The sequence below is a fragment of the Peribacillus sedimenti genome (assembly GCF_046237635.1).
In the GTDB taxonomy this organism is placed as follows: Bacteria; Bacillota; Bacilli; order Bacillales; family DSM-1321; genus Peribacillus; species Peribacillus sedimenti.
In genome coordinates, this window is record NZ_CP143547.1 from 240,001 (window position 1) to 252,415 (window position 12,415).

At 41.2% G+C, this 12,415-nt stretch carries 11 protein-coding genes and 1 riboswitch (1 of these 12 cut by a window edge); of the genes, 9 read left to right on the plus strand and 2 right to left on the minus strand.

The window, feature by feature from the left end:
• Positions 1 to 182: the 5' portion of a sporulation protein gene (locus tag V1500_RS01310; RefSeq protein ID WP_409303866.1), read on the minus strand. The gene continues 76 nt to the left of window position 1, outside the view; the window shows 182 of its 258 coding nt (coding positions 1-182); it begins with the start codon at positions 180 to 182; the stop codon falls past the left edge of the window.
• Positions 183 to 597: 415 nt separating this feature from the next.
• On the opposite strand from V1500_RS01310, the gene V1500_RS01315 reads away from it, so the two are divergent.
• The 4 genes from V1500_RS01315 to V1500_RS01330 all read left to right on the plus strand — a co-directional run bounded on the left by V1500_RS01315 (position 598) and on the right by V1500_RS01330 (position 5,562).
• The gene (locus tag V1500_RS01315; RefSeq protein WP_409303867.1) at positions 598 to 1,497 is read left to right on the plus strand and encodes a diacylglycerol/lipid kinase family protein; all 900 of its coding nucleotides are present in this window, start codon (positions 598 to 600) and stop codon (positions 1,495 to 1,497) included.
• Between the two features lie 132 nt (positions 1,498 to 1,629).
• The gene (locus tag V1500_RS01320) at positions 1,630 to 2,292 is read left to right on the plus strand and encodes a hypothetical protein (RefSeq protein ID WP_409303868.1); all 663 of its coding nucleotides are present in this window, start codon (positions 1,630 to 1,632) and stop codon (positions 2,290 to 2,292) included.
• An 11-nt stretch (positions 2,293 to 2,303) separates the two neighbouring features.
• Positions 2,304 to 3,536, plus strand: a complete 1,233-nt coding sequence (locus V1500_RS01325; RefSeq protein WP_409303869.1) for an efflux RND transporter periplasmic adaptor subunit — start codon at positions 2,304 to 2,306, stop codon at positions 3,534 to 3,536.
• A gap of 490 nt (positions 3,537 to 4,026) precedes the next feature.
• A riboswitch (cyclic di-AMP (ydaO/yuaA leader) is annotated at positions 4,027 to 4,182 on the plus strand.
• 126 nt (positions 4,183 to 4,308) lie between these two features.
• Positions 4,309 to 5,562 (plus strand): cation:dicarboxylate symporter family transporter, encoded by a 1,254-nt coding sequence (locus V1500_RS01330; RefSeq protein ID WP_409303870.1) that lies wholly within the window; start codon positions 4,309 to 4,311, stop codon positions 5,560 to 5,562.
• Between the two features lie 38 nt (positions 5,563 to 5,600).
• Here V1500_RS01330 and V1500_RS01335 read toward each other — a convergent pair whose 3' ends face one another.
• The gene (locus V1500_RS01335) at positions 5,601 to 6,482 is read right to left on the minus strand and encodes a LysR family transcriptional regulator (RefSeq protein WP_409303871.1); all 882 of its coding nucleotides are present in this window, start codon (positions 6,480 to 6,482) and stop codon (positions 5,601 to 5,603) included.
• Positions 6,483 to 6,581: 99 nt separating this feature from the next.
• On the opposite strand from V1500_RS01335, the gene V1500_RS01340 reads away from it, so the two are divergent.
• The 5 genes from V1500_RS01340 to V1500_RS01360 all read left to right on the plus strand — a co-directional run bounded on the left by V1500_RS01340 (position 6,582) and on the right by V1500_RS01360 (position 12,235).
• A complete protein-coding gene (locus V1500_RS01340; protein WP_409303872.1) occupies positions 6,582 to 7,679 on the plus strand; it encodes a citrate synthase/methylcitrate synthase in 1,098 nt (365 codons plus the stop codon).
• A gap of 186 nt (positions 7,680 to 7,865) precedes the next feature.
• A complete protein-coding gene (locus tag V1500_RS01345; protein ID WP_409303873.1) occupies positions 7,866 to 8,333 on the plus strand; it encodes a GNAT family N-acetyltransferase in 468 nt (155 codons plus the stop codon).
• 187 nt (positions 8,334 to 8,520) lie between these two features.
• A complete protein-coding gene (locus tag V1500_RS01350) occupies positions 8,521 to 9,291 on the plus strand; it encodes a hypothetical protein (protein WP_409303874.1) in 771 nt (256 codons plus the stop codon).
• Between the two features lie 206 nt (positions 9,292 to 9,497).
• Positions 9,498 to 10,571 carry a D-alanine--D-alanine ligase gene (locus V1500_RS01355; protein WP_409303875.1) on the plus strand — a complete coding sequence of 358 codons (1,074 nt, stop codon included), beginning with the start codon at positions 9,498 to 9,500 and terminating at the stop codon, positions 10,569 to 10,571.
• A gap of 266 nt (positions 10,572 to 10,837) precedes the next feature.
• Positions 10,838 to 12,235: a UDP-N-acetylmuramoyl-tripeptide--D-alanyl-D-alanine ligase gene (locus V1500_RS01360; RefSeq protein WP_409303876.1), complete on the plus strand. Its 1,398-nt coding sequence runs from the start codon at positions 10,838 to 10,840 to the stop codon at positions 12,233 to 12,235.
• Positions 12,236 to 12,415: the final 180 nt, after the last annotated feature.

Sequence of the window (12,415 nt, forward strand, 5' to 3'; positions counted from 1 at the left end):
ATTGCCTGTATTAAGATGCTATTGAGATACTTCGCTTCTTCCTGGGTTAAATCTCGTACAAAGGCAGCCTCGGTGGTGTATTGCTTGTTGGTTAGCAATTTATAGATTTCCCTGCCTGCCATGTTTGTATCGTCTGCACGCCCTGCCATAATTTCACGTAAATATGCTAGCGATTGTTCCATGACTAACATCACTCCTTTTAGTGCGAGGATTGAAAGGAAGGGCCTCTTACTATCATGCTTACTTTTTATTTGTTTCATTCAATCACGGATTGGTCAATTAACCCAGCCTTGTTCAGATAATGCATTGTTGTTATCAATGGTCGTATATGGACTTGTTCTGCCACAGTGCTTGCATTTAGATGGACATTTTTAGGGGTAATATGGGGAAAATACAATACAACATATGTTTATGTTATCGCTCAAAGGCGGATGGAACCAATAAGGTTATACAATAATCCAAGGTCTGATGAATCGCATCTTTTTGCCAATCATCAATTGGTCTAAATGTATAACTTATTTAAATTTTTTTCAGATTATAACCGCCTCCTAAGTGGAATATGTAATAAAAGTACTCAAATTTATGAAGGGTGATTTTATGGTGGGGAAAAAAGGAATGCTCATATACCATTCCAATGCAGGAAAGGGGAAAATACAAAATAACTTAGAAGCTTGTGTACCAATCCTTTCACCTGGTCATTCATCTCTTTTGGTTCAGCAAACATTTGAACCAGGAGAAGCTCTGGACATCTGCAGAAGATATGGTGAGGATCTAGATGTCATTTATATCATGGGCGGGGATGGTACAGTGCATGAGTGTGTAAATGGCTTGTCCGGTCTTTCGAAACGTCCCGTTGTTGGGATCCTTCCCGCAGGCACATGTAATGATTTCTCACGGTCTCTTGGCATTCCGCAAAATTTACGAAGGGCAGCTGAAACCATGTTATCGGGGCAGGTAAAATATATTGATGTCGGTAAGGCAAATCATAATTACTTTCTCAATTTTTGGGGGATAGGCCTTATAACGGAGACATCAAAAAATATTGATACCGAAGAAAAGAGTATTCTGGGAAAGTTAAGTTACCTATTAAGTGCAGTTCGGACCATAGGCGATAATGAGCAAATACGCTATAAAATCACTTATGACGGCAAAATAATCGAAGATCAAGCGATCTTGGTGCTCGTGACCAACGGAAACTATATCGGAACGAACAAGCTGCCGTTTCCATTAATAGAATATACAGACGGTTTATTAGACGTTATTATAGTGAAAAACTCGGATTTTGGTACAGTTAAGCAAATTCTTTCAGTGAAAAGAACTGAAAGGCAGCTCACCGATGCTGATGCAGGTGTTATGTATTTTCAAAGCAAGGAAATCACAATTGAAACTTTAAAAAAAGTAAATGTGGATATGGATGGAGAGGTATATACACAAACACCGTGCAATATTAGCCTTTTACCAAGACATTTGCCTATGATTTATGGTGATGAATTTTAAAAATAAGCCGTAAGTCCTAAAAGAAGCTGGAATCCGCAGACAAATAGAAAGTTTTTATTGTTCATGCATTCACTTTCTGCCATTTTAAGTTAAAATAAGAGAGCAGAGATTACCATAACCGGGGGAAAATGAATGACTTATCGAGTTCAATTGCTGAATGGTCTCTTTCGTCCCTATAATAATCGATATAGATTAAAAAAGGCTGAAGAGATTACGAATTTTGGTTTAAAGGTGCTAAGCTTATATATTTTAAGTTTACTGGTGTATACAATTAGCGGTTCCTTTGGCATCGGTCTGGAATCCGTTTCCAGAGATCTGTCAGAAATGGATGCAGGGAGCTTTGAAATGAGTAAAGCATTCGCTGTTCTAGGCAGGTTTTCAGCAGGAATTGTGTTTGCAAGTATTTTTATTTTTTTATCGTCTTTGTTTTTCTGGATTTTTACAGATATCGAATATATGAAAATAGCGACCGTACAGCTTATTGTTTTCTGTTTAAGTCTGTTGGAAAAGGCCGTATCCATTCCTTTGTTTGTACTAATGGATATAAATCAGGATAGTAATCCATTGTCGCTTGGGGTAATTGGCCAATATGTAACAGGTAACGAGTATTTGATTCACTTTCTGGGGGAAATCACACTTTTTCAGATAGTGATCATAGCATTGCAAACCTATTACCTAAGTTATCTTACAGAAGGAAATAAGCGGTTAGCGATATTCGGCATAGGCATGTTTTACCTGATTGTCTGGCTGCTTTCGGCCCTGTTAGCATACATAAAAGTGGACGTTTTTATTTAGGAGGAACAGAGGTGAAGAAACCGGCCCTGGCAGCTGCAGCTGTACTGGCTTCAGCTTTAATAATAATCAATGTATATTTGATATATAAACAAGATAGCAAAGTGGAACGTACTGTGTATGTAAGTGATTGGCAGAAAGTGAAAAAAGGCAGCATAACGGAAACCATGGAAACGAACGGCAGAATTATGCCGATAGAGGAGTATCCTGTCTATTTCGAAAGGAAGGACCATACTTTTGTTAAATTCCTTGTTAAGGAAGGGGATAGGGTTTCCGCCGGTTCTCCAATATTTGAATACCTGACTCCGGATTTGGATTTTTTGAGAGAAGAGCTGACAGCTGAAAAAAGCCAATTAGAGGGACAAATCTCAGGCATTGATGAATATCTCAGCAAGCTGGAGACTCACCAGGCGTCGATTCCAGACTCGGTCCAGGATACTGGAGAAACAATCGGTCCTGAGGAAGATAACGACAGCTCCGTAAATGAATTGATACGCAGTGATCTCGAGCAGGAAATTTATCGTCAGGAACTGGAAAAGAGTAATTTAGAAGAACAGATTAGCCGTATTGATACCCAGCTTGGCAGCATGACACAGAATGGGCCCATACAAGGCGTGAGTGAGGCTTCGGGCGTTATTAAAAATATTAACGAAAACCTGGAAGCCCCTATTATAACTATTGCCTCAGATAAATATGCCGTAGAAGGCACGTTTTCAGAAAAACAGATGAAAAAGGCGAGGGAGGGTTTAAAAGTGACCATTTCCTCATCAGATCTAAAGAAGGATATAGACGGAACTATCGAAAAAGTAAATCCATATCCTGCAGATAAAACAGGAACAAAAAAAGTGAACCGCTATGCATTTCAAGCAGTGACGAAGGATCCAGTAGACAAGCTTCTAATTGGTACAAATGTAAAATTGACCGTCACTGCGAACAACGTAAACGGAAACCCAGTAGTTTCTTCAAAGGCATTGCATAAGAACAAAGGTTCATATGTAAACAGACTAACTAACGGCAAGATCGAAAGAGCGCTAGTTAATAAAGGATTGGGCTTTCAGGGGAAACAAGAAATTACTTCGGGGATCAAGCAAGGTCAAATGATCGTGTTATCACCTAGAGTGATTTCGCAAAATCATTCGCAATTTATTACACCCGTTCAGTTACAGGAACTTAACAAAAATGCAATTAAAAAAATTCGCAACCGCGACAAACTTAAATACTTTTTGACAGGACTTATCGAGTCCTAACCATTCTCAGGCTAAAATAGCCTGAGTTTTTTTAATTAGATAAAAAAACTTTTTTTCTTAGACTGATGTCTAGCTTCGATGTACACGATTTACAAGTGCCGATTTCGCCAGGAAGTGGCAATCTTAGTCGTCCAGCGTCCAGCCCCGACGAACAGGAGGGTGTAGTGGCGAAGTTTTGCCCCACATAACGTGGGTCAGTCAGCGTGTCACTGGAAGTAACTATATTAGCTAACCTTCCATATGCGGCGTTCTTAGTTGACCTCGAGGTCATAAGCTGCCCTTTTCCGAAAGGCAGGGCTGAGATGGGTCTTATGCTTATCGGACTTGCACAGGTTGTACTGACCTCGGCGTTTGCCATAGGATGTGGTTGTAATTAGCCCAGAATCATACAATCAGGGGGCTAGCTCTTATTTGTGGGAGAATAACAGGATTTACATGTGAGTAAAGTAGTTTACAGAATTAAGATTTTGGGATAATATTTTAGTATATTAATATTTTTCCGCTTAATCTTTTAACAAGAACGGGGGAACCAAATTTGTGGAAGGATTCAATCTTCCGCTAGGGGTGAATTCATTTGAAGGGGCTGGCTATAGTTTCCAAGTCCTAACCCGACAGCTAACCTCGTCAGCGTCTTTAGGGAACAGAAAGTGAAGGTTCGCATCAAAAAGACACCAGATGTGTTTTTTTTATTGCCAAAAATAACAATCTTGATTCCCTTGCCGAGACATAATGCTTTTGCAGCATAAAAATTTATTGGAAGGTGAGGATGTACATGAAAAAAATAGGTTTAGCGTGGCAGATTTTTATCGGGCTAATCCTTGGGATCATTGTCGGAGCAATCTTTTTCGGCAATCCAAAGGTAGCAAGTTATTTGCAGCCAATCGGGGATATTTTTCTCCACTTAATTAAAATGATCGTTGTACCGATTGTTATTTCCAGCATTATAGTAGCAGTTGCTGGTGTCGGTGACAAGAAACAGCTAGGTAAAATAGGCGGAAAAACAATATTATACTTCGAAATTATTACGACGATAGCAATTATTGTCGGTTTGCTTGCGGCAAACTTATTCCAGCCTGGTGCTGGGGTAGACATGGGCAACTTGCAGCAGACAGATATTAAAAGTTATGTAGACACAGCGGAAACTAAGGAAAGTCATTCATTCGCCGAAACATTTGTGAATATCGTCCCAACGAATCCAATCTCAGCTATTGCCAATGGTGATATGCTGGCCATTATTTTCTTTGCTGTTATTTTCGGATTGGGAATATCAGCAATCGGGGAAAAGGGAAAACCTGTACTGGCATTTTTCCAGGGCACTGCAGATGCGATGTTCTATGTGACTAACCAAATTATGAAATTCGCTCCATTCGGTGTTTTTGCATTAATTGGAGTAACAGTATCCAAGTTTGGTATTGAATCACTTATACCTCTTGGCAAGCTGGTATTGACTGTTTATGGAACCATGATATTTTTCATTGTTGTCGTGTTGGGAACCGTTGCCAAAATGGCTGGCTTCAGCATTTTCACATTGATGAAGAATTTAAAAGAAGAATTGATTCTTGCTTATTCTACAGCAAGCTCTGAAACAGTGCTTCCGAAAATCATGGAAAAAGTTGAAAAGATGGGTACACCAAAGCATATTGCATCCTTTGTAATTCCTACTGGTTACTCTTTCAACCTCGATGGTTCGACGCTTTATCAAGCACTTGCTGCGATCTTCATTGCACAAATGTATGGAATTGACATGAGTATTGCTGACCAGATTTCTCTTATGCTTGTACTAATGGTTACATCCAAAGGGATTGCTGGGGTTCCTGGAGTTTCGTTCGTAGTCCTATTGGCTACATTGGGTACGGTAGGCATTCCAATCGAAGGATTGGCGTTCATTGCTGGTATCGACCGTATCCTTGATATGGCACGTACAGCTGTTAATGTGGTAGGTAATTCCCTGGCTGCGATTGTCATTGCAAAATGGGAAGGTGTGTTTAAACCAGCAGGCAATAATGCAATAAAAAAATCTGCATAAATGATTGTAAAACCAGAGTGGAGTCCGCTCTGGTTTTTTTATTTGTAATTAAATTCATTCAGGAATTCCAGAAACTTCTCTCCCTCGGAATGGTGATATTTAGTAAGGTAATAGGTGTGCGATACGGGAAGGGACAACTGGTCAGTCCGCGCTTCCATCAGTCTGCCCTCCATCAATTCACGGCGAATAGTTGACCTTGGAAGAAAGGATACGCCTAGTCCTTCTTCTATAAATCGTTTTGTGACATGCACCTGCGAGACTACCATAGTCCTAATTGCAGGGTAATTTTTTCTTAGATCGGAGAGCAATTTGTCCCAATATTCAGGGTGGTTGTAAGTCAATATTCTGTTTTCTGTAAGCAAGGTTTCTATGTCAACAGGAGGGCTGGTTTCACTGTCCCATCCATCATGCGCGCAGACTAAAACGACCGGGTCTTCATACAAAGAGATTGCAGTGAGTTCAGGGTGGGTTACCTTAAGCCGGGTCAATCCGCAATCGGCATTCCCGGTTAGGAGGGCCTGTGCAATTTCCCTGGATTCAAGCACTAGAATATCTATTGTTAGTTCTGGATTAATTGACATATACTTTTTTACGATATATGGCATGATCGAAGAAGCGATTAATGGTGAGATAGCGATGGTTAACTTTCTGGAGACGCCTTGTTTTAGATTTTCCCAATCCTGCATCCCTTTTTTGTGGGTTTCCAGAATGTCATGGGCCAATGGCAGGAACCACCTTCCTTCTTCCGTCAAAAGAACCTTTCTGCCGACTCTTTCAAACAATTTTGCTCCTGCGTAATTCTCAAGTAGTTTGATATGCATGGTTACGGAAGGTTGTGAAATGAATAACTCCTCCGATGCCTTTCGGAAATTTTCGTGTTTTGCAGCAATGATGAAGGTCTGTATCCATTTTAAATCCATATTTCCTCCTTGATTAAAAACATTAATCAAAATTATCCAAATAATTTAATTTTTATTATTAATTCTACCAATTATACTAAAAGTAGAAAAGGAGGGGTTATGGTGGTTCAAAAAGGTTTGAAGGGTGTAGTGGCGGCGGAAACAGAACTTAGTTATATTGATGGTGAAAAAGGGATTTTAATTTATAGGGGCTATGAAGCTAACAAATTGGCAACAAGCAGAAGCTTTGAAGAAGTTGCTTATCTAATTTGGTATGGGAAGCTGCCATCTGATGTGGAATTAGCATCTCTAAAAACAAAAATGGCTTCAGCCAGGATACTTCCAGGTTATATTAAGACGATTATTGATGTACTTCCTCCACAAATGGGAATGATGGAGGCTGTCAGGACTGCAGTATCCGCTCTCGGTACTCACAAGTTTGGATGGAAGCCGGAAGTGGAACAGGGAATCGAGCTCACTTCCCAAATTGCTTCAATCATAGCCTACTGGCATCGAAAGACAAATCATCTTAAGCCTGTTGAACCTGACAGTACACTTAGTCATGTTGAAAATTACCTATATATGCTTAAAGGAGAAAGGCCAACACCGGCCAGTTTAAAAGCCCTGGAGGCTTATATGATTTTGACTTTGGAACATGGAATGAACGCTTCAACCTTTTCGGCAAGAGTGATTGCCTCCACTGAATCAGATATGGTATCCGCAATAACGGGAGCAATTGGGGCGATGAAGGGACCTCTTCATGGCGGAGCCCCGACTGGCATTATATCCATGCTGGATGAGATTAAAACAGAAGATAGGGCACAAGAGTGGCTGCGAAACAAGCTCGATCGAAATGAAAGAATTATGGGATTTGGCCATAGGGTATACAAGGCACGGGATCCGAGGGCCCAGGCTCTAAGTGAAATTGCGAATACTGTCAACACCGATGACCATTGGCTTCGTCTTGCCAGCTTTGTGGAAAAGCAGGCGATCAAGCTTTTGGAAGAATATAAGCCAGGCAGAAGGTTGTATACAAATGTGGAGTTCTACGCAGCTGCAGTGATGAAGGCGATTGACATGGAGCCCGAATTATTCACGCCAACCTTTACTGCCAGCCGGGTCGTTGGCTGGAGTGCGCATGTAGTGGAGCAATCAGAGGATAATACCATCTATCGTCCAGAGTCTTCCTACTCCGGTCTATTGCCAGCCAATGTTTAAATTAGGGCCCTTTTAAGGGGCTCCATTTTTTTGTATAGCTTATACTAGTCTATCGATAAAATAAGAACTAGATCTTCAACAAGTAAATTTACCCGCTGGTCCTTACTTCTTTAGAGTAAAATGGACAATAAATGTAACGATGCTATAAAACATAGACAGCCTGCATAAATCAGGAGTGATATATATATGTATAGTTTTGAAAAGATGACCGAGCAGCATGCCTGCACTATAATAAATTGGAAATATCCTCCTCCATATGATTTTTACAATGGCCAAGGTACGGAAGATGAGCTAGAGGAACTCTTACATAGAGGGTATATGACGGTAACGAATCAACAAGGGGAACTAGTGGGATATTTTTGCACAGGAAAAGCGGGAACGGTGCCAGCGGGACACACAATAGGAGGATATCCAGATGGCTGGTTTGATATTGGTATAGGCATGGCACCAATGCTTACGGGAAAAGGCTGGGGAACAATATTTTTTAAAGAGGTGCTTGATTTTATTGAACAACAGAACAGTGTGAGGCCAAAAAGGCTGACTGTTGCTTCCTTTAATAAAAGAGCCATCAGACTCTATCAAAAGTTTGGATTTGTTGAGCAAAAGCGATTTCTGGCTGGAGCAAATGAGTTTGTGATTATGACAGGAGCCTAACAAAAATAACGGTCTTGGTTTCCTGTTTTCGAAATATGCTGCCACAACTAAGCCAATGGCATTATTTTTATTCAAAATGCTGGAAAAATGCACATATTCCCTGTTTTTTTGGTAAAATAAGCGTTAATGAAAAATCTGGTTATTATATATACATGACTACATGCTCGGTCGGAGGCTTGATTGTAACATGAAATTGGGAATTAAAAACATACTTTATGTCCATCTTCAGGATTCCGAACGGTTTGTGGTCTCGTACGGAATGAATTTTAGGGAGTTCGGGTATTCCTTGTCTGCTCCGCTTCGTAATTTATTGCTTTTAAAGCACGGATACGATGATGGGAACTTCAATATGAATACGCTGTTTGATTATGTGTCAGACGATGGAGTGTCCAAGCTGTTCAAGGAAGAAGTCAATCAATATGGTGATTTCTGCTGGGTTGACTTTGAAGAGGAATCCGGTCTGGATGAACTGGACGGACAGGAGATTGCTGAGCTTCTGTACCTGGCACATGGCAAAACGCATTTGCGGCCGCCTTTCTATCGGAAGCTTAATAACCAGTTTGTTTATTTGGCACATGATGACGGCTGGTTCAATAAAATATACTACCGCACACTAGATACATACTATCTATTGCTTGGAAGGCTTCTTCCGTTAAAAATGGAAGCGTTGAGAGTGGAGAGGACTTGGCTGGGCATACGGAAAAAAAGCGAGTATCCTGAAGTGCCGCTGGACGTACTAATGAAACTCTCACATTTAATGGAAGAAGGATTGGTTTTTTCTTTCGACCAGGTTCAGCAGTCTCGAAGCAGGCTTGAAATCCCTGCATGGGTCATAGGGGATTACTCAGACATGGACGATATGGTAGAGGGATATAATGAAACCAGGCATAAAAACCCAAGTGCTCTCCTTGTTTATCAGCGTAAAACAAGGGAATGGTCCTTAACATTAAGAAAATGACGATACGCCGCCCCGGATAACACCGGGGTTTTTCATTTTATTTGTGAAATCAGCTAGCATCATAGCGAAAATTTCATATGATATAAGGGCTAGAAGAAGTTGGGAAGCCATAAAAACAGGAAATGCAGGCAAAAGAATTTTTTTTTCGTTTTTCCGCGGAAATGTTACAATATAAAACGGGAAAAGATTAATGGAGGGTTACACACATGAAAACGAAGCTTGGTTTACTATATGGCGGTAAATCTGCAGAGCATAATGTTTCAATGCAGACCGCTTTAGCAGTTATAAAGGCGCTTGATCTTGAAAAGTTTGATATACATCCGATTTACATAACTGAAGAGGGAAAGTGGGTAAAAGGCCAGCAGCTTTCAGCCCCTGTTGAAAATGTGCGTGAACTGGCTTTTCCTGAAGCTGGTACCATATCGCCAGCAGCAATCGCATCCCCTGCAGTAGAAGGGACCGATGCTGGGGGATTCGATGTGATTTTTCCCCTTCTTCATGGTCCTAATGGAGAAGACGGAACCGTACAGGGGATGCTTGAGCTATTGAATCTGCCTTACGTTGGAAATGGTGTCCTGGCTTCTTCAGCTGGAATGGATAAAGTAATCATGAAAAATATATTTGCGCAGGCAGGCCTTCCGCAGGTAAAGTATACCTGGTTCATTCGATCAGAATGGGATAAAAACAGGGAGGATGCTTATAGCAGAGTAGAAGACCAAATTGGATACCCTTGTTTTGTAAAACCGGCTAATCTCGGTTCTAGTGTAGGAATTAGCAAATGTACATCAAGAGAAGAACTGGAAAATGCGTTTGTGGAAGCATTCCAATTTGACCGTAAGATAATTATTGAAGAAGGCGTGACTGCAAGAGAGATAGAAATCGGTGTACTTGGCAATGATGATCCTGAATGCTCTGTTGCTGGGGAAATCATTCCGAAGAAAGCCTTCTATGATTACAAGGCTAAATATGAGGATGGAGACACCGGGCTTGTCATTCCGGCAGAAATAACGGAAGAAGAGAGCAAAAGTCTTCAGGAAATGGCAGTGGCCGCATTTAAATCACTTGATTGTTCCGGCCTGGTAAGAGCTGATTTTTTCCTGACCAAGGATGGGAAAATTTATATTAATGAAGTGAACACCATGCCTGGATTTACTCCATTCAGCATGTTCCCGCTGTTATGGAAGCATACAGGAGTGGAATATCCTCAGTTGATTGAAAGATTGGTGCAATTGGCTATAGAGCGTCATGCTGAAAAGCAGCGAATTAAACACACTATGTAGGAATTCTATTTTATGTTTGTTACTGATCTAATGAAATATTTCTGTTTACCCACTTCCTGTCGGTCGGGCCACGCTGACAGATCTCAAATCCTGTGAGGCCTGACAACGCTGATGTCAGCACATCCATGTGCGTCAGGCTAACTTTAAAACAAAGATTATGAGCAGAAGGTCCAGCTGAATCTGGCGGCTTCTGCTCGATTTCTTTCTGACAAATGCATTGTAAGTAAAAACTATGCTGATTTACATAACTACTAGGAGGAGCACTTATGATCAAGAGGACATTCAAGCAAATCCATGAAATGGCCGGAGGCTTAAATGATGCGGCGGAATTCGCAAACATTGATATTCATGGCGTATCCATTGATTCCAGAAATATCACCGCAAATAATCTGTTTGTGCCGCTGCCTGGTGAACGAGTAAACGGCCACCAATATGTAGAAAAGGCGTTTTCCCTGGGGGCAGGAGCGTCACTTTGGGAGAAGGATATGCCAAATCCGCCTGCTCATCGGCCTTTAATTATAGTTGATAACGTACTTGAGGCGTTGCAGAAGCTGGCAAGGGCATATCGCAGCCAATTAAATATTAAGGTTGTAGGAGTAACAGGCAGCAATGGAAAAACTACAACGAAGGATATTGTGGCGGCTCTGCTTGCAACTGAATATAAAGTTCACAAAACGAGCGGCAATTTTAACAATCATATTGGCCTGCCTTTGACAATCCTTGCAATGGAAGAGGATACACAGGCAGCCGTTCTAGAAATGGGCATGAGCAACAGGGGAGAAATTGAGTTTCTATCAAAGCTTGGCCGTCCGGATGTTGCAATCATTACCAATATTGGCGAATCACACCTATTGGATTTGGGATCCCGGGAGGAAATTGCAAATGCGAAGCTGGAAATTATCTCCGGCCTTCCGGAAGATGGGTTCCTAATTTACCATGGTGACGAGCCTTTATTACGCGAACGAATTCAGAATTTGAGAAATTTGCGTGTTTTATCATTCGGCCGCGGAATTGAAAATGATTTATATCCGACCAGCATTACTCAACACCAGGACAGTACCTCTTTCAGGCTTGCGGGAGAAGAAGAAAGCTATACAATACCGGTTCTAGGACAGCACAATGTATTAAATGCTTTGGCTGCCATGCTCTCCGCCAAGCTGCTGAATGTAGGGGATAAACAAATCCGGGAGGGCCTTGGTTCCTTCCAGCTTACCAATATGAGGATGGAAATGGTGGAGGGTGCAAGAGGGGAAAAAATCATTAATGATGCATATAATGCCAGCCCTACTTCCATGAAAGCTGCCATTGAATTAATTGAAGGGCTATCCGGATTTAATAAGAAGTACTTGGTTTTAGGAGACATGCTGGAGCTAGGTGAAGCCGAAGTGGATTTTCATGTAAAAATCGGAGGATTAATTAACCCTGATAAAATTGATAAGCTCTTTACGTATGGAACTTTAGGCAAAGCGATTGCGGAAGGGGCGAAAAAATCATTTTCCGAAAATGACCTATTCGCATTTGAAGATAAAGCGGATCTCATTTCGGAATTAAGGCGCCATACAACGGCAAATGATTTGGTGCTTGTGAAGGCATCCAGAGGGATGAAGCTGGAGGAAGTGGTTCTTGCGCTTCAACAGCCAGAGTTCGGTACCGAGAAAGTTTAATAGCAATCACGGGAAGCTGCTAAAGCATCACGCATGCAGCATGAACACCGGGAGCTTGCCAGGATAAATGCATCATGAAGATGTGTTTATCCTGGCTTTTTTACATTCTTGTGAAAAACACTCAGCTTTCATAACTTTGTAAAATATAGTTTCATCATTGACTGTCTTTCTGCTATATAC